The 18,313-nt window shown below is 56.5% G+C and carries 11 protein-coding genes; 5 read left to right on the forward strand and 6 right to left on the reverse strand.

Annotation, left to right across the window (positions count from 1 at the left end):
• The 3 genes from Q1A43_RS06335 to Q1A43_RS06345 all read left to right on the forward strand — a co-directional run.
• The coding region (locus Q1A43_RS06335; protein WP_299933531.1) for an Ig-like domain-containing protein at nucleotides 1-2,685 on the forward strand (2,685 nt) is incomplete at its 5' end.
• Between the two features lie 348 nt (nucleotides 2,686-3,033).
• Nucleotides 3,034-7,341, forward strand: coding sequence for a Hint domain-containing protein (locus Q1A43_RS06340; RefSeq protein WP_299933533.1), 4,308 nt, complete (start codon nucleotides 3,034-3,036; stop codon nucleotides 7,339-7,341).
• A 71-nt stretch (nucleotides 7,342-7,412) separates the two neighbouring features.
• Nucleotides 7,413-8,363: a helix-turn-helix domain-containing protein gene (locus tag Q1A43_RS06345; protein ID WP_299933535.1), complete on the forward strand. Its 951-nt coding sequence runs from the start codon at nucleotides 7,413-7,415 to the stop codon at nucleotides 8,361-8,363.
• Nucleotides 8,364-8,371: 8 nt separating this feature from the next.
• Here Q1A43_RS06345 and Q1A43_RS06350 read toward each other — a convergent pair whose 3' ends face one another.
• Nucleotides 8,372-8,980 carry a nucleotidyltransferase family protein gene (locus Q1A43_RS06350; RefSeq protein ID WP_299933537.1) on the reverse strand — a complete coding sequence of 203 codons (609 nt, stop codon included), beginning with the start codon at nucleotides 8,978-8,980 and terminating at the stop codon, nucleotides 8,372-8,374.
• Nucleotides 8,981-9,049: 69 nt separating this feature from the next.
• Nucleotides 9,050-11,461, reverse strand: a complete 2,412-nt coding sequence (locus Q1A43_RS06355; RefSeq protein ID WP_299933539.1) for an FAD-dependent oxidoreductase — start codon at nucleotides 11,459-11,461, stop codon at nucleotides 9,050-9,052.
• A 233-nt stretch (nucleotides 11,462-11,694) separates the two neighbouring features.
• Between Q1A43_RS06355 and Q1A43_RS06360 the strand changes: the two genes are divergently transcribed.
• Nucleotides 11,695-13,494, forward strand: a complete 1,800-nt coding sequence (locus tag Q1A43_RS06360; RefSeq protein WP_299933541.1) for a methyl-accepting chemotaxis protein — start codon at nucleotides 11,695-11,697, stop codon at nucleotides 13,492-13,494.
• On the opposite strand, the gene Q1A43_RS06365 is transcribed toward Q1A43_RS06360, so the two are convergent.
• Nucleotides 13,491-14,822 (reverse strand): HlyC/CorC family transporter, encoded by a 1,332-nt coding sequence (locus Q1A43_RS06365; protein ID WP_299933543.1) that lies wholly within the window; start codon nucleotides 14,820-14,822, stop codon nucleotides 13,491-13,493. The two genes, Q1A43_RS06360 and Q1A43_RS06365, sit on opposite strands and share 4 nt — an antisense overlap.
• Here Q1A43_RS06365 and Q1A43_RS06370 point away from each other — a divergent pair.
• Nucleotides 14,821-15,729 (forward strand): metallophosphoesterase family protein, encoded by a 909-nt coding sequence (locus tag Q1A43_RS06370; protein WP_366944244.1) that lies wholly within the window; start codon nucleotides 14,821-14,823, stop codon nucleotides 15,727-15,729. The genes Q1A43_RS06365 and Q1A43_RS06370 overlap by 2 nt on opposite strands.
• On the opposite strand, the gene Q1A43_RS06375 is transcribed toward Q1A43_RS06370, so the two are convergent.
• Genes Q1A43_RS06375 through Q1A43_RS06385 form a run of 3 tightly spaced genes read right to left on the reverse strand, consistent with a single transcriptional unit; the run spans nucleotide 15,726 to nucleotide 18,281 of the window.
• Nucleotides 15,726-16,652 carry a site-specific tyrosine recombinase XerD gene (locus tag Q1A43_RS06375; RefSeq protein WP_299921471.1) on the reverse strand — a complete coding sequence of 309 codons (927 nt, stop codon included), beginning with the start codon at nucleotides 16,650-16,652 and terminating at the stop codon, nucleotides 15,726-15,728. The two genes, Q1A43_RS06370 and Q1A43_RS06375, sit on opposite strands and share 4 nt — an antisense overlap.
• Nucleotides 16,649-18,160 (reverse strand): hypothetical protein, encoded by a 1,512-nt coding sequence (locus Q1A43_RS06380; RefSeq protein WP_299933545.1) that lies wholly within the window; start codon nucleotides 18,158-18,160, stop codon nucleotides 16,649-16,651. The genes Q1A43_RS06375 and Q1A43_RS06380 overlap by 4 nt, the downstream gene beginning before the upstream one ends.
• Nucleotides 18,132-18,281 (reverse strand): hypothetical protein, encoded by a 150-nt coding sequence (locus Q1A43_RS06385; protein ID WP_299921475.1) that lies wholly within the window; start codon nucleotides 18,279-18,281, stop codon nucleotides 18,132-18,134. Before Q1A43_RS06385 ends, Q1A43_RS06380 begins: the two co-directional genes overlap by 29 nt.
• Between the last annotated feature and the right edge of the window lie 32 nt (nucleotides 18,282-18,313).

Raw genomic sequence — 18,313 nt, forward strand, 5'->3', positions numbered from 1 at the left:
ACCTACACACCCGCCGATGATTTCACCGGTGAGGATACCATTCCTTACACTGTGGATGACGGCAATGGCGGCACCGACACTGGTGAGATCGTTGTCACCGTGACACCAGAGGGCGAAAACACGCCTCCGACGGCCGTGGATGACGAAGCCACAACGCCAGAGGGCACGCCAGTTGTGATCGAAGATCCGGCAGGCAACGACTCTGATCCGGATGGCAACCCGCTAACCGTGACCGAAATTGGTGACCCAACCAACGGCACCGCGACGTTGAACCCCGATGGCACCGTGACCTACACACCCGCCGATGATTTCACCGGTGAGGATACCATTCCTTACACTGTGGATGACGGCAATGGCGGCACCGATACTGGTGAGATCGTTGTCACCGTAACACCAGAGGGCAACACCGATCCGGATGCGGATGATGATGCGGAAACAACGGCTGTTGATACGCCTGTTGTGATCTCTGTTCTGACCAATGATGACGACCCTGAGGATGACCCTCTGACGGTGACAGGAACAACTGAACCTGCCAACGGCGAAGTCGTAGTCAACGCTGATGGGACAGTGACCTACACACCTGATGACGGGTTCACCGGCACCGATACATTCGACTACACCATTTCCGACGGCAATGGCGGTACGGACACGGCAACAGTCACCGTGACGGTTGGTGACGGCGGCGGCAACAGCGATCCTGTCGCTGAGGATGACGAAGCCACGACAGATGTTGACACACCCGTCATCATCGACAACCCGGCGGCCAATGACACGGACCCTGATGGTGATCCGCTGACAGTGACCGAGGTTGGCACGCCAACCAATGGCACCGCGACGCTGAACCCCGATGGCACCGTGACTTACACGCCAGAAGACGGCTTTATCGGTGAGGATACCATTCCTTACACCGTGGATGACGGCAATGGCGGCACCGACACCGGTGAGATCATCGTCACTGTTGAGCCTGAGCAAGGTCGCATCGATACCGATGTGTTCCCAGTCAGCCCAGATCAGCAACCGCTTGATCCTCTGAACGGCTTTGACGAAGACGAAGACCCGTCTGACGATCTGGATAGCATTGATGGCACGTCGGGCTCCGACACCATTGAAACTGGTGACGACGCCGACACCATCAACGCCGGTGGCGGGGATGACAGTGTTGCACCGGGTATTGATGATGACCTTGTCGATCTTGGCGGCGGTGACGATTACGTCAACGACATCCAAGGTGCTGACACCATCTTTGGCGGTCAGGGTGATGACACCATCATCGCGGGTATCGACACCTTCTCTGACTACGAGAACGACGATCCATCCTTTGCGGATGGCACGCCACTGGCGGGTCTGGGCTTTGATCGTGATCCAAACACCGAAGATGGTCGTGACAGCATTCAGGGCAACCTGGGCAACGATCTGATCTTTACCGGTGACGATGCCGATACCATTGACGGTGGCGGGGATAACGACACCATCGATGCCGGTATCGACGACGACGAAGTCATGGGTGGTCAAGGTGACGACTCGATCATTGGTGGTCATGGTTCCGATACGCTGGATGGCGGTCAGGGCGATGATTATATCAATGGCTCCAACACACCTGAGCTAACTCAGACCGATGATGTTGACGTCAATACCGAGAACGACCGTGATTATCTCGACGGCGCGCTGGGCAATGACACGCTCTATGGTGGCGACGATGACGATACACTGATTGGTGGCTCGGGTGATGACCGTCTGCTTGGTGGTATCGACGAAGACATCCTAGAGGGTGGCGGAGACGATGACACGCTGATCGGTGGTCAGGGCAATGATACGCTCGACGGTGGCGACGGTGACGATAGCATCCGTGGCGGCGAAGACCGTGACATGATCCAAGTCGACAGTGCCGAAGCCGGTGCCAATGACACCGTTGATGGCGGTTCGGAAGGGGATGACTATGATATCCTCGATCTGGGTGGTGTTGGCGAACGCGATGTTGACTGGCGTCTTGTTGACCAGACACCTGACAGCAATGGCAACGGGACCGACGGCACCGTTGAATTCCTAGACGGCGACGGCGAAGTCACCGGCACCATGGAGTTCTTTGAGATCGAAGAGATCGTTTGCTTCACTCCGGGTACGCTGATTGCGACCCCATCGGGTGAGCGTTTGGTCGAGGATCTGGTCGAAGGGGATCGTGTTATCACACGGGACAACGGCATTCAGGAAATCAAGTGGCTGGGTCGCAAAGACCTGACCGGGCATGATCTGGCGCGCAAGCCTCACTTCAAGCCGATCCTGATCCAGAAGGGTGCGCTGGGCAACAACCTGCCTGAGCATGACCTCTTGGTCTCGCCGAACCACCGTGTGTTGGTCGCCAATGACAAGACCGCTCTGTACTTTGAAGAGCGCGAAGTTCTGGTCGCAGCCAAGCACCTGACCGGTCTGGACGGTGTGGATGAGGTCGAAAGCCTCGGCGTGAGCTATATCCACGTCATGTTCGAGAACCACGAGGTGATCTTGTCGAACGGCGCTTGGACCGAAAGCTTCCAGCCGGGTGACTATAGCCTTAAAGGTATCGGCAACGCCCAGCGTCAGGAAATCTTTGAACTGTTCCCAGAATTGGAGCACGCCGAAGGTGTCAAGGCTTATGGCTCTGCCCGCCGCTCGCTCAAGAAGCACGAAGCCGCGCTTCTGACCAAGTAAGCTGGTCGTAACAAACAACTGAATATGCAGCACAGCCCGCGCTTATCGCACTGGGCTGGGACGGGGCGGCCCTTTTGGGCTGCCCCTTTTTTGTTGATTGGTGGCCAGAAGGTTGCGATGCGAAGGGGGGGAGGGAGCGGTCGGCATGGCGGTGGGTCACGTCCCTTTGCGACAGGGGTATCAGTACCAAACGAACGCCCTAAGCGCGCGGTCGCGCCGACAATATCTCTCAAATTCTGTGCAAACGCCTTTTTTGTGCCCAATTCCGTTACCGAAATCCTTATAGGCCCAAGGTTATCGTCCACGTCGGGGGCCGCCTTTGGGTGGCAAGGCACTGGGTGACATGCAATGGCGTTTTATAGCGTAACCACAAGCAATTGGAATTCGGCTGGGTTTTGGTCTGGCATCACCGAAGGTGGTGTTGGTCATACCTTGGATTTTTCGACGCTTCCGGCCAACTACACCCTGACTATGGACAAATCGAGTGGGGCGTTGACCATTTCGGATGGCTCGTCGAGTTTTACGATTGGCCAATCCGGTTACAGCGGCACCAGTGACGCCACCCTTGGCGGTGGAACGCAGTGGGGATATTTTGACACGTTGGTTACCAATGACGGTGACCACAGCCTATCAGGCGATTTTCGCAGCGAGACCATCACCACAGGGGACGGTGACACAACCGTCTATGCGGGTGACGGGACAGATACCGTTTTTGGCGGGGCCGGGGCCGATGAGATTTATGGCCAAGCGGGTGCTGATACGCTCGATGGTGGCGATGGAGCCAACTACATCGATGGTGGGGCCGATGGAGACCTGATCACCGGCGGGACTGATGATGATTACCTACAAGGTGGATGGGAAGACACCGGTGCCGATACCATTTATGGCGGTGGCGGCAATGACCTTATCATGGGTGGCGATGGCAATGACCGCCTTTATGGGGAGAGCGGGTCAGATTGGCTTGATGGTGGTGATGGCGAAGACCTGATCCAAGGCGGCACAGATAGTGACCGTATCATTGGTGGTGATGGTCAGGACACACTTCAAGGCGATAGCGGTGATGACACGCTCACCGGAGGAGCCGGAAACGATCAACTCTACGGTGGCGACGGGGCCGATCACATCTATGGTGCCGCAGGTGACACCGTTGATGGTGGAGAAGGCGGCAGCGACAACGATTTCCTCTGGGTCGGTGATGTTGACTACGTCAGCTATGCCGGGTCCGAAGGGGGGACGGTGCATTTCCTGTCCGGGGGCACGCTAAGCTTTACCAATATCGAAAACGTTGTTTTGACGGCCAGTGATGGTGTTGTCACTGGAACCGGGGGCGACGATCAGATTGGCCAGTTCTATTTTGATGCCGATGGGGATTGGGTCGACAACAACGATGCGACGGGTGCCTTTGGGATGTCCGGGGATGAGGACAGCATCAATGCCGGGGCTGGCAACGACAACGTCTGGTCCTTGAACGGTGCCGATAGCGTCGATGGCGGTACCGGCAATGACATGATCGATGGTGGCGGGGGGGCCGATACCCTGCTTGGTGGCGACGGCATGGATTCGCTGCATGGGGATGCCGACAACGACAGCCTTGATGGCGGCGATGGGGATGATTGGCTGCAAGGCGAATGGGGGGATGACACCCTACTGGGCGGCGCGGGCAATGACACGCTGGATGACGAAAGCGGATCGGGTAGCGGTGAGGGGAATGACTACCTAGACGGCCAAAGCGGTGAAGACCTTTTGTACGGCGGCGATGGACACGACACGATCTATGGTGGCACAGGGGATGACAGCCTCTTTGGCGAGGCAGGCTCCGATAGTCTTTATGGCGGTGACGGGGCCGATACCTTTGGGTTTTGGTATGGGTTCGAGAACGATATTGTCGAAGGCGGGGAAGGTGGCACAGACACCGACACCCTTGATTTCAGCTATATGTCGAGCCCGCTGTCGGTTTGGGTCACCACCAATGAAACCGGGACGGTCACCAACGGGGCCAATGGCGACCTGATAAACTTCTCTGAGATCGAAGCCTTTACCCTAACCAGCGGAAACGACAGCCTCTGGGGTGCTGGAGCTGATGACGCGATGTATGTCGATGCCGGTGATGGTAATGACGACATTAATAGCGGCTCAGGCAATGACACGCTGATTTCGGGGGAAGGCAATGACTCGTTAAGCGGTGGAGCAGGCAACGACAGTCTGGTGGGGAATTCGACACTCGGGTCGAGTTATACGCTACTCGAAGGTGGGGCAGGGTCGGACACGCTAGACGGGACACTCGGGAACTGGGATGTCGCGGCCTATTGGAGTTCTGGTTCCGGGATCGATATTGACCTCACCGATGGTATTAAGGAAAGCGGCGGTGAGGCCGCCGGTGACACGCTGATCGGTATCGAACAGATCGACGGCTCCTCCCATAACGATACGATCGTAGGGGATGACGACCTCGTTGAGATCAAAGGCAATGGCGGCGATGATTGGCTTGTTGCTGGGGATGGTGGAACATCGATCTATGGTGGTGATGGTGCCGACACGCTGTTTGGGGGCGACGGGGATGATTACCTTGATGCCGAAGATGGTGTTGCCGCCAATGACCACATTCAGGCCGGAGCAGGTAACGACACCCTGATCACCGATGCCGGGGATGACACGGTATATGACCAAGCCGGGGATGATGTCATCTATGCCGGTACGGGGGATGATGCCATCGTTCTGGGAACGGGCGATGACACCGCATACGGTCAAGACGGCAGCGATTACTTTAGTTTGTACAATGGCACCGGCAATGATGTGCTTGTTGGCGGTGAAGGGGGGACCGACAGCGACCTCATCATGATCCATTCCAGCCCGGTTAGTGTGACCGTCACCTATACAGGCGATGAAATGGGCAACATGGTTCTGGGAAGTGATACGATCACTTTCTCGGAGGTCGAACGTCTGGTTCTAACCGATGAAGGAGATTATGTTGATGCGCTGGGCATTACCACTGATCTCAATATCGATGGGGCCGGAGGCAACGATAGCCTGAATGGCGGATCAGGGGATGATACCCTGATTGGTGGCTTGGGGGACGATGTCCTGCAAGGGTCAGGGGGCAACGACTCCCTGAATGCCGGGGAGGGTGCGGATAGCATTTATTCCGGGTCTGGCAATGATACGGTTCTTGCCGGGGATGGGGATGACTATGTTGGCCATTCGATAGGCCATGACCTTGTCTATGGCGGAGCGGGGAACGACACACTTTATGGGGGCGGAACGGCCTCCAATGGCAGTGACACGTTGTACGGTGGGACCGGGGGTGACAGCCTTGCCGGTGTCTTGGGCGATGACGTTCTCTATGGCGAAGACGGAGATGATACCCTTGATGCCGATAGTGGGGATGACAGCCTATCGGGGGGCGCGGATGCCGACACGTTTGTCATCCGGGATGGATTTGGTGATGACACGATTGTTGGGGGGGAAACCGCAACCAGTGGAAGTGATGCAGATACGCTTGACCTGTCGAACCTGACAAGCGGTGCCCACATCGACCTAAGCCAAAACGGGGCCGGCGATACCGAAAGCGGTGTTGTGACGTCTGGGGCCAATACCGCGTCTTTTACCGAAATCGAAACTGTAGTTGGGTCTGAACAGGACGATACGCTTACCGGGTCGACGGGCGATGACAATGTCGATCTCGGCGGTGGTGACGATAGTGCCGATGGCGGGGCGGGGGATGACACCCTGATTGGCGGGGCAGGCTCTGATACGCTGGATGGTGGCGCGGGTGCTGATAGCCTGTCTGGGGGCGAGGGTGATGACTTTTTTACCCTTGGTGTCGGTGATGCCGCGCTGGGCGAAGATGGGGATGATACGTTTGACGTCACCGCAACGTCTATGGCCACCGGCAATGCGACAATCACCGGTGGCGAAGCTGGGGAAACCGGGGGGGATACGCTTAACATCACCGGCCCGGCCACGATCGACATGCTTGGTGCCGAACATGGCACGGTGACGTGGTTGGATGGTGCGACACTGACGTTCTCGGAGATCGAGAACATCAACTATACGCCCTGTTTTACCCCCGGCACCCGGATCAAGATGGAACAGGGGCAAAAGCGCGCCGAACATGTGCGCATCGGCGACTTGGTGCAAACGCGCGACAACGGCGTTCAACCGGTGCGCTGGATCGGGTCAAAAACCCTGAGCTGCTCAGACCTGCGGGCCGCTCCCGCCTTGCAGCCCATCCGTATCTCTGCCGGTGCGCTGGGCGCAGGACTGCCCAAGCGCGATATGATGGTCTCTCCGCAACACCGCGTCGCGCTGGGCTCGGCTCAGGTACAGCTACTCTTTGGTGAGGATGAGGTTTTGGTCGCCGCCCAAGATCTTTTGGGCTTGGCGGGCGTGCGCCGGGCCATTCCACCGCAAGGGGTGCGCTATATCCATCTGATGTTTGATCGACATGAGTTGGTGAAATCCGATGGATGTTGGACCGAAAGCTTTCAACCCGGTGATCTGTCATTGGCGGGAATGGACATGGCGCAACGCGGTGAATTATTGTCGCTGTTCCCCGATCTTGCCCAACCCGACCGTCGCAATCGGCGGTTTGCTGCGGCGCGCCCGTCGTTGAAATCCTATCAGGCGCAATTGGTTGTCGCCCAGCTACGCGCCTGAATCATTGCGCGCTTTCTAACTCTGTGCTTCCGTCGGTCTTCTAAATGATTGACAGCAATCCGGGAGCACCCATGCAGGCACATCAGCATTTCCACTTTGTCCTGATGGGGCGATATCAATTGCTGTCTTTGGTGTCGGCGCTGGAAACGTTGCAAAATGCCAATTACACCGCCGGGCAGGAGCTGTTCACATGGTCCATCCACAGCAGCGGGCCAACACCCATTTCGTCTATTGGTACCCGCGAATTTACCTGCCAATCGCTGGACGACATTCATAGCCCCCAAGAGGTGGTCATCGTCGGCGGGCCGGATGTGGCCGCGCTAGAAGACCCGAAATTGACGGTATGGTTAGGGCGACATGCGCGCCGTGGGGTGCGTGTCTCGGGGCTTACCACCGGGGCGTTTGTTCTGGCCTATGCGGGGTTGGTCGAAAACGCGGCTGTGACCCTGCATTGGCAATTTCGCGATGCCTATCGTGAAATGTTCCCAGATCATGAGCTTAGCCCACGCCCCTTTGTCGGGGATGGAACGCGGTGCAGCAGCTCTGGCGGCGTCTCGGCGATTGATTTGTTTCTGGGGTTTGTCGCCGAATATATGGGCGAAGAGTTTTCCGGCCGCGTCTCGGAATCAATGAACTATGTGACGCTTCAACAGGTTCAACAAGTCGCTTCTGCCGAGGCCTCGGCGCGCACGCGGGTCAAAAACGCCCCAACCGTCGCGGCGCTGGAAATCATGGAATCCAATCTGGAATTCCCTGTGACTCCACCGCAAATCGCCGCTGAAATTGGTGTGTCGACGCGGCAATTGGAACGGTTGTTCAACAAACACCTCGGCCAAAGCCCAAAACGTTATTACATGCATCTGCGCCTGCGTCGTGCCTATTTCCTTTTGACACAAACCAAAATGCCGGTGATCGAAGTCGCGATTGCTTGCGGCTTCCAATCTCCGGGCCATTTTGCCAAATGCTTTCGTGCCGAATTTGGTCTGACTCCAACCGAGCTGCTTAAGTCGCGTGTGAGTTAAGGGGGCCCTTAAACCATTTCGGCCGTTTTGGCGCGCCACGCGGCCCAAGCTTCGGGCGTATCGAGATCGACAAGGGCACGATCATCCGACAAGGCGACCCGGCGCAACCGGTATTTGTTGGCCTTTAAAACCGCGCGCGCACCTTGATCGCCGGATACGGCCATCAGCGCGGTAAAACAATCCGCTGGGAACAGAACCGGGTGACCGGGGGTGCCATCGGCGCTTGTGGCTTGTTGCAAGGTCGGATGCGCCTCGTTGCAAAACCCTTGATAGACGGCCAGCAAATCTTCGGTTGTCAGGTCCGGCATATCCGCCGGGAGGATCATCACCGCGCGTTGATTGCGTGGCAACATCCCAACCCCACGCCGGAGCGAAGCCGACATGCCCAAATTGGCATCGGGCACGGCGACCATTTGCACGGGCAACCCCTGAAGCGCTGCGGCGCGTGGATGATCATGATCGGGCAAGGTCACGCACACATGCGCGCCCGTTGCCAAGGCGGTTTCGACTTGGCGGCGCAGCATCGGCACGCCGCCAACATCCTGTAGCAATTTGTCTTGGCCCCGCATCCGTCGGCTGGCCCCGGCGGCGGGAATCACAATGGCAATATCAAGCATGGCCGCACCATAGCCGCAAATGGCACAATCACGCAGAGCTTTCTTTGTGCTAATATCGCCGTGGTTGTGTCAGCCGCGCATTCGATCCCCGTTTGCATCAAACAAGGGGGCAGTCAAAAGGCGAGAATTGCACATCTTTCCAAGGATTTCGATCTCGGCCTTCATATCTTCTGATACCATTGCACGGGGCACCAAGGCGAGCGCAATCGATTTGCCCAAATGATGTGAATACCCGCCTGACGTGCAGAACCCCTGAACCTTTCCCCCTATCCACACGGGTTCATAGGCATTTACGTCAGTGTCTATTGCGTCAACCTCAAAGGCCACCAAGGTCCGCTCTGGTGGGGCGTTCCGCTCGGCCTCGGCGGCGGCGCGACCGATGAAATCGGTGGTTTTCTTCCATGAAATGAAACGGTCTAAACCGGTTTCCGCCGGCGTATAATCAGGTGAAAACTCACGCCCCCAAGAGCCAAAGAACTTGTCCAACCGCAGGCTCATCATCGCCCGCATGCCAAAGGGTTTTAACCCCAAAGGTTGCCCCGCGTCCCATAGGGTCTGCCAAAGGGCGCGTTGTTCCATGGCATCTACATAGATTTCATAGCCCAGATCGCCGGTATAGCTCACCCGCTGCACAATGGCGGTCGATAGCCCGATGGTGACCTGACGCACATCCATGAACCGCATGTCCGAGATGTCTTGGCGTGCAACTGCCTGCAAAAGATCCCTGGCACGTGGTCCGGCAATCTGAAACCCGGTGCGCCGGTCCGATACGTTGTCGAGGGTCACATCGCCCTCTGGCTCATGCGCCATAAACCACCGCATGTGATAGGCCTGCGCGCCATATGAGCCGGTGATTTGGAAATGCGTTTCGCTCAGGCAACTTACGGTGAAATCCCCGATGATGCGCCCCTTGGGGGACAACATTGGCGTTAGGGAAAGCCGCCCCGGCTTGGGGATGCGCCCCGCCATGATACGGTCAAGCCAGGCGCGCGCGCCCGATCCTTGCACATTGTATTTGCCAAAATTCTGGACCTCGTTGATCCCGACGGCCTCGCGTACGGCTTTGACCTCGCGCGCAGTGGCCTCAAAAGCGTTGGAGCGGCGGAAAGACGGTGTTTCAAGGCGCGGCTCATCTGGAGCGGCAAAGTAATTGGGCACTTCTAACCCGTATTGCTGCCCCCAAACCGCGCCCATCTTGTCAAAGACGTCATACATCGGTGTCGTGCGAAGCGGCCTTGCGGCGGGTAGCTCTTCGTTGGGGTAGGAGACGCTAAAGCGGGTCTGATAATTCTCGACCACCTTGGGCAAGGTGTACCCCGGTGTGATCCAGCGCCCATAGCGGGCTACGTCCATCGCCGCAGTATCGCGTTCGCATTCGCCTTGCACCATCCACTGCGCCAACATCAAACCCACACCGCCGCCTTGGCTAAACCCGGCCATGACACCACAAGCGCTCCAATAGCCGCGCAGCCCCGGTATGGGGCCGACAAGCGGGTTGCCATCGGGGGCAAAGGTGAACGGCCCGTGGATCACCGATTTGACCCCGGCGGTCTCCAAAACAGGAAAACGTTTATAGGCAAAGGCGATGCTGTCTTCGATCTTGTCAAAATCATCCGGGAGCAATTCGTGACCAAAGTCCCAAGGCGTGCCATCCACAGCCCATGGGCGGCAAGGTTGTTCGTAAAATCCAATACATAGACCGCGGCCCTCTTGGCGCAGATAGCTTTCACCAGCCGGGTCCATGACATGGGGGTGTTCGGTCTCGCGTTCATAGATGTCGGCAATGTCGTCGGTGACGATGTATTGATGTTCCATCGGGTGCAGTGGCAGGTAAACACCGGCCATCTCCCCGACCTCTCGCGCCCAAAGGCCACCGGCATTCACCACATGTTCGGTGTGAATGGTGCCCTTGTCGGTGACGACATCCCATGTGCCATCGGTGCGCTGGTTGGTTTCAATCACCTTGGTATGTGTGACGATGTCCGCTCCACCAAGGCGCGCGGCTTTGGCATAGGCATGGGTGGTTCCCGACGGATCGAGATGGCCATCAAGCGGGTCATAAAGCGCGCCTATGATCCCATCCGTGTTGATTATCGGTGCGAATTTTTTAATGTCGTCAGGGCTGAAAATCTCGGTTTCAAGGCCCATGAAACGATGTTTGGCGCGTTCTGCCAACAACATGTCAAACCGGTCTTGGTTATCGGCAAGGGTTAGGCCACCGACATGGTGCAAGCCACATGACATGCCGGTGATTTCTTCTAACTCTTTGTAAAGGTTGATCGTGTACCCCTGAAGTGCGGCCATGTTGGTATCGCCGTTTAGGGTGTGAAATCCACCTGCCGCGTGCCAGGTTGAGCCGCTGGTAAGCTCAGAACGCTCCAACAACATAACATCAGACCAACCCAGCTTGGTCAGGTGGTACAAAACCGATGCTCCTACAACGCCGCCTCCGATCACGACAACACGGGTGGTGGTCTTCATGGCAGTCTCCTTGCAGGTGGTTTTTTACGGATATGAGATAAGTCTAGGAAGCCGCAAATGCCTTCGCTTTCCCCAAACACGACACATTGTGTCGCTTTTGATACCTCTGCGGGAAATCTTTAACTTTAAGCGCTTTTTTGGACGATCTGCTGCTTATTTCAGCAGAGATAAATATTTGATGCCTAGGCTCGGTCGAAATGTAAGCCAAACCCCCGAATATCGGAGCCGCATGAATGTCCGCACTCTTTCGTCTAAGTATCGCCTCCAAAGTCTATTTGCTGATCGCTTTTTTCATAGCGTCCAGTCTTGGCGCAGCTTGGGTGTCGGTCTCGATGATGGAGCGAAATACCTATGCTCTGAGAGAAGCGCATCTGAAGGATGTTGTTGAAACCGCGCGTAGTCAGTTGGTTGCGTTGCAAGCCGAGGTTGATGCCGGGGAGATGACACTTGAAGACGCCCAAGCCGAAGGGGCCAAGCGTCTGGCGATCGTGCGCTACAGTGGTTCCGAATACATGTTTGCCTCGGACTATGAGGCCAATGTGACGGCGCATCCGCGGGATAGTCTGTTGGGATCAAATCAGTGGGAATTAGAAGATAAAAGCGGCCAAAAGATCTACCAAGAAGGGATTGCTCTGGCACAGAGCGGGCCGCAAGGCGGGGCATTTTACTACATCTGGAATCGCGGCACCACCGAGGGCAGCGAACAGTTCGAAACCAAGATGAGCTATGTTTTGCCTTTCGAACCCTGGGGGTGGATGGTTGGAACTGGCACGTTTGTGACCGACATCGAAGCCATGACAGCAGAGGTTCGCAACACCTTGATGACATTGATTGGCGCAGGCATTGCCGCGATTATGATCATCGGTGGGCTTTTGGCCGTAAGCATCAGTCGACCGGTCAAGCGCTTGAAAAACAGAATGCATTCCCTTTCAGAAGGCAACTATGATGAGCCGGTTCCCTACACCAAGGGACGAACGGAGATGGCACAAATGGCGCAAAGCATTCTGGTGTTTCGCGATGCTATGAAAACCAAAGCCGAGCTGGAAGCCAAAGAGGAACTCGCACGCGCTGAACGTGAAGCTGACATGCAAATGCAGCAGGATATTGTTGAGGAGTTGGCCGAAGGTTTGAATGGCCTTGCTTGTGGGAACCTGCAGGTGGACATCACAAATGAGTATTCGGGCCTGTATGAAAAGCTACGGTTGGACTTTAATCAAACCGTCGAAACGTTGCGCGATTTGATCGGAAATATCATAGCGATGTCTTCTGAATTGGAAGCACGCAGTCGAGGCATCAACGATTCCGCTCAACGGGTCGCAGTGAGTTCGGAACGCTCCGCAGCGACATTGGAAGAAACAGCAGCCGCTTTGGAAGAATTGACGAACACGGTCAACCAAGCTGCCCAAAGTGCCGAAGATGTTGATGGTATCGTCAAAGGTGCTCAGGATCGCGCGGCGACAAGCGGAACAGTTGTCGATCAGGCCGTTGGCGCAATGAATGAGATTGAAGGCTCGTCAAAAGAAATTTCCAAGATCACAAGTGTGATTGATGACATTGCCTTTCAAACGAACTTGCTTGCTCTCAATGCCGGGGTCGAAGCTGCGCGTGCAGGTGAAAGCGGTCAGGGTTTTGCAGTTGTGGCCAGCGAAGTACGTGCATTGGCAGGGCGTGCCTCTGAGGCTGCGAGTGAAATCAAAAGCCTTATTACCGCAAGTGGCGATGAGGTGTCGCGCGGCAGCGAGCTTGTCGACGGGGCCGGCAAAGCACTGGGTGAAATCTCGGATTCTGTGTCTCAAATCAGCGGCCATGTGGCCAACATCACATCGGGTACCAAAGAGCAATCAATTGGCTTGTCAGAAATCAACAATGCGATGGCCGAGTTGGATCGTTCTACCCAGCAAAACGCGGCGATGTTTCAGGAAACGCTGTCGGAATCTGAAATACTTACTCGAAAGGCGGTCGAACTGGCGCAGCGCGTTTCACATTTCAAACTTGAAAAGGCCGACGTGGAACCGATCTCTGACGCAGCTTAAGTCGCTTGCATAGCAGCACTGACCAGAGGGCGGACTTTCAACAGTGTAATCCGGTTGTGTTCACGTTCCATGACTTGAAAGCGAAAGTTGTGGAAAGAGAATACTTGACCCACAACAGGGATCATCTGGGCTTCGTGAATGACCAGTCCGGCAACCGTATTGGCCTCATCATCAGGCAATGTCCAATCGGTTGCACGATTGAAATCACGGATCGTCATAGCGCCTTCGATGAGGTAATCCCCATCTTCGGACTTGCGAATTTCCTGCTCGGCATCTGGGTCAAATTCATCGGTGATTTCACCAACGATTTCTTCGAGAATATCTTCGAGTGTGATCAGCCCTTGCAATGATCCGTATTCATCGACGACCAGCGCAAAGTGCGTCCGGCGGCGTAGAAATTGCCGCATCTGATCATCCAAAGCCGTGGTGTCGGGCACAAAATAGGGTTTCATCGCGACATCTGTCACCTTGAACCCTTTGAGCGCATCGGCAGCCGTTTCTGCCCCGTCCAAAAGTCCATACATGGCGCGCAACAGGTCTTTGGCGTGGATCACACCGATGATGTTTTCCGGGTCATCTCGAAAGACGGGTAGGCGGGTATGGCTACTCTGTAGACACTGCGCAAGGATGTCCTGAGGTGGCGCATCGGCATCAATCATTTCGATGCCAGAGCGGTGAAGCATGATTTCCTCGACGGTGCGTTCCGCTAAGTCCAAGGCACCCAAAATTCGGTCTCGGTCTTCCTTTTCGACGACACCTTCGGAGTGGCCAAGCTGTAAAGCACCGGCGATTTCCTCACGTACGGCAAGGATATGGCTGTCGGGATCGGTTTGCACACCAAAGAGACTAAGCACGCCCCGCACCAAGAGACGCACAGCCGATACCACCGGCGCAAACCAGCGCACAATAAAGCTAATCGGAGTGGCGACACGCGCAGCGGCGGTTTCGGGGTTTGTGATCGCGTAGGTCTTGGGCAGGACCTCTGCGAAAATCAAAACCAAAAGTGTCATGACCAAGGTGGCAAGCGCAACGCCGCTTTCACCGAAAAGGCGCGTGAACAAGGCCGTGGCAAGCGAGGTTGCCAAAATATTCACAAGGTTGTTGCCCAGCAAGACCGACCCGATCAGACGTTCATTGTCTTCGGTAATCTCCAGCGCAGTTGTGGCCCCACGGGACCCTTTGTCATGGGCGGCGCGCAATTTGCCCCGCGACGCGGCGGTCAGCGCGGTTTCCGAGCCTGAGAAAAAGGCGGATAGGGTCAAAAGCGCCAGAATTGACAAGGATGTGATCCAAAATGCGGAGTCAATCAGGCTGGTCTCGGCTTCCATGCGTTGGGCTTTCCTTTATGGTTACGCAGGTTATGGGGCCGGGGCGGCGCGCAATCAAGGGGAGCAGGCCATGGAAGCCTTTCGTAATGTGCATCTTTTTGACGAAGACGGGCCGGTTTTGATCTTTGGTGGCCCATATTCGAACTTGCAAGCCACTCAGGCGATGCGTGCCGAAGCGCAGCGGCGGGGCATTCCATCCGAGCGCTGTATTTGCACCGGCGACGTGGTGGCTTATTGTGGAAACCCAGCGGAGACGGTTGCCGAGATCCGTGATTGGGGATGCGCCGTTGTGGCAGGCAATTGCGAAAGGCAACTTGCCAGCGGTGCGCAGGATTGCGGATGTGGTTTTGAAGAGGGCACGACCTGCGATCTCTTGTCGGCTGGTTGGTTTTCCTTTGCGAGCGCGGCTCTTGATCAAGACGCGCGCAATTGGATGATGGAGCTGCCAGATTCAATCAGTTTCGGACGTGGGGAAAGCGCCCCCGATTGTTTCTGCATCCATGGAGGCCTCACAGACATCAGCCGTTTTCTCTGGTCCTGTTCACCGCAAGCCGAATTTGATGAAGAGCTAAGAGAACTTGCGACGCGATCAGGAAAGGGCACACCGAATTATGTGTTCGCCGGGCATAGCGGTATCCCCTTTGATCGTCGCATAGGGGACGTTCGATGGATCAATGCCGGCGTGATTGGCATGCCGCCCAATGACGGATGCCAAACCGGGCGGTTTGTGGTGTTGGATCAAGGGAAAGTCGAGTTTTTTGACCTAACTTACGATCATATCGGCGCGCGCGCCGCCATGGAGAAGGCGGGGTTAACGCAAGGCTATCACCTTGGTCTGACCTCAGGATTTTGGCCATCAGAAGATGTTTTGCCGCTGGAGTTGCGCCGCGATGTCAAAGCCGGTTAGTCATCCGCCAATGGGTGATGTTCCAAAACCAGCTCTTTGAGCCGTTCTTCAAGCACATGTGTGTAGATTTCGGTCGTCGCCACATCCGCATGGCCAAGCAGGGTTTGGATCGCCCGTAAATCCGCGCCATTGGCCAAGAGGTGTGTGGCAAAGGCGTGGCGCAATGTGTGCGGCGTAACCTTGTCCGGTGACACTCCCGCTTCGACAGCAAACTCTTTGATCAGCAAATAAAACGCATGGCGGGTCAGATAGCCGGATTTCCCCCGCGAGGGGAACAGATAGCTGGATGCTGCTTTGCCCTTTTCCTGCGCCAGCGCATCCTGAGCATCGCGTGCCGCCAGCCAAACAGCCAAGGCCTTTCGCGCCGGTGGTGAAAGCGGAACCATGCGTTCCTTGTCTCCCTTACCGCGAACCAACAACATGCGCGGGTCACCGCGTGCAGCGGACACGGGCAACGAGACCAGCTCGGTCACCCGCATTCCCGTGGCATAGAGAACCTGCATCAAACAGGTGTTGCGCAACCGGTCATGTTGGGTGCGGCCATGGGCACTCGCCGCGATAAGGAGGCGGTCAACCTCATCGGTGGATAGGGTTTTTGGTAGACGTTTGTCACGACCGGGGCCGGTGATTTGGACCGCTGGATTGTCGGTGCGCAACCCTTCTTCAAAGGCAAAACGGTAGAGTTGTTTGATCGACGATAGGCGACGGGCGCGTGTGGCCCGGGACAGACCTAGAATATCGCAATGTACAAGATAGGCTTCGATATCTGTGCGGGTTGCGACCAAAAAGTCAGACCCTTGATCACCTAGCCAAACCGATACGTGATCGAGATCACGCTCATAGGCCACCAAGGTATTGGAGGCCGCGCCACGTTCGGCTGCAATGGCTTCTAGAAAGACCGAAATCCAACGATTTGGTGTCATCGCCGGGCTCTTTCAGCATCCAAGATAATGAGCTGGAGGGCGGCGCGGCGCGCCGTTTCCTCAAGCCCAACGCCTCGGAAGGTCGCCAAAGCATCAGTCATATCTTGGCCATTGCCCTGTGCGCCACTAGCAAACAACGACATAGCGCGCAATATGACTTCGCCCAAACGCCCTTGTCTAAGCTGTTCCTTAAGAGTTTCCGGAATATCCGCAGTACCAAAACCCAATGCCACCGGTGTAACATGATCAAGGTCGGGGAGATCAGTTTCGGATGGCGGGCCTCCACGTGCGATGCTGGTGAAAAACCTTGTTTCGGCATTGTCTTGCGGAAGGGTCGCGGCCAATTCTTCGAACTGAGGTGATAAGAACACCGCGCGTCTTAAAATGCCCTGGGCGCGACCGGACAAGTCGACCTGAGACAAGCGGGTCGCAAACAAGTCGGCAAACGGGTCAAGCAATCGCGCACTGCGCATCTGTGGCCAGACTTCGATCAAAGCGCTTGAAACCGCGTCGGGGCGACCGCGGGTGAGCTCTTGTTCAAAACGTTGCAAGGCGCTGACACGGTCCCAAACCCCGCCGGACGCAGCGGCTTGGCGTTGCGTGTAAAGGCCCAGCAGTTGATTGGCAGGCAAGCTGCCGATCCGGGCAAGGCGTTCTGCGGCTTCGATCTGTGCGCGCCACCCGTTGTCACCGTTGAGGTCAAGCACCGAAAATTGCAACGGCAATGGTGCGGTTGGCAGGGGCTCTCCCAAGGCTTCAAACAGGCGAAACTCAAGAGGAGTTGGCCGGACTGGCGGCAACAAAGGCGGGCTGTCTTCGTGCAGTTCCGGATCAAGGAAACGCGCCAAGAGGTCGGATTTACGGCTGTCCAATTCGCCCAAGGTTTCGGCGCTGCGCAGGATCAATGCTGCGCGGTTCCAATCGCCGCCGCGAGCCGTGCAGTAAATTCGCAAGCCAAAGTCACTTGATAGGCGTGGACGGGCCAGCAAGGTCCGACATACGGGGTCGGGGCGACCAACCAAGAGATTGAGATCGGCCCAACGGGAAAACAGTTGTGGGTCATCAACGCCGACAATGTCGAGCATGGCCAAGGCTTCGTCGACCGACCCATGGTCCAACAGCCAATCGAGACGATGGCCGAGATGGGCAACAGAAGCAGCCCCGCCGGCGGGAGGATCGGCCTCGGCAACCATCAAGGTGCGCATCAGATTGCGCAACGCCGGGACCGGTTGGTCAACCGCGCGGATCAGGTTTGACAAAGTTTCTGGGTCTGAGCCAAGCCAGAGGCTCCCCGGTAGGCCGGTTTTTGTACTGGGCAGCAGACCAACCGCGCCGGGGCCTTGTGACTCCAAGGGGGTTGATTCGATTTGTGGCGGCAAAGCGCTTTGGGCAACCGGCGCGTTTTGTGCGGCGGGGTTGCTTTGGCCTGCGACAAAACTTGGCAGGGCAGCAAGGGCCAAACCGGCCCAGAGAATCGGTTTAATTCGCATCCAGCTCAACAGGTACATGGATTTCTGTTTGCGGCGGGCTGAAATCTGCCCCAAAAAACGGGCCGATATAGGCATAGGCCACAAGCGCGAGCGCCCCCAGCAAAGCCAGAATGAACAGCCATTTCAATAAGCGCCCCATATGGATCGTTTCCCTGCCACGTCGTTTTTTCG

The organism is uncultured Pelagimonas sp. (genome assembly GCF_947498515.1).
Classification (GTDB): Bacteria; Pseudomonadota; Alphaproteobacteria; order Rhodobacterales; family Rhodobacteraceae; genus Pelagimonas.

Bases quoted from the DNA above. Each gene is read 5' to 3' on its own strand.
- Q1A43_RS06340 (WP_299933533.1), top strand. From the start codon at position 3,034: ATGGCGTTTTATAGCGTAACCACAAGCAATTGGAATTCGGCTGGGTTT.
- Q1A43_RS06345 (WP_299933535.1), top strand. From the start codon at position 7,413: ATGCAGGCACATCAGCATTTCCACTTTGTCCTGATGGGGCGATATCAA.
- Q1A43_RS06350 (WP_299933537.1), bottom strand. From the start codon at position 8,980: ATGCTTGATATTGCCATTGTGATTCCCGCCGCCGGGGCCAGCCGACGG.
- Q1A43_RS06355 (WP_299933539.1), bottom strand. From the start codon at position 11,461: ATGAAGACCACCACCCGTGTTGTCGTGATCGGAGGCGGCGTTGTAGGA.
- Q1A43_RS06360 (WP_299933541.1), top strand. From the start codon at position 11,695: ATGTCCGCACTCTTTCGTCTAAGTATCGCCTCCAAAGTCTATTTGCTG.
- Q1A43_RS06370 (WP_366944244.1), top strand. From the start codon at position 14,821: ATGCGTTGGGCTTTCCTTTATGGTTACGCAGGTTATGGGGCCGGGGCG.
- Q1A43_RS06365 (WP_299933543.1), bottom strand. From the start codon at position 14,822: ATGGAAGCCGAGACCAGCCTGATTGACTCCGCATTTTGGATCACATCC.
- Q1A43_RS06375 (WP_299921471.1), bottom strand. From the start codon at position 16,652: ATGACACCAAATCGTTGGATTTCGGTCTTTCTAGAAGCCATTGCAGCC.
- Q1A43_RS06380 (WP_299933545.1), bottom strand. From the start codon at position 18,160: ATGTACCTGTTGAGCTGGATGCGAATTAAACCGATTCTCTGGGCCGGT.
- Q1A43_RS06385 (WP_299921475.1), bottom strand. From the start codon at position 18,281: ATGGGGCGCTTATTGAAATGGCTGTTCATTCTGGCTTTGCTGGGGGCG.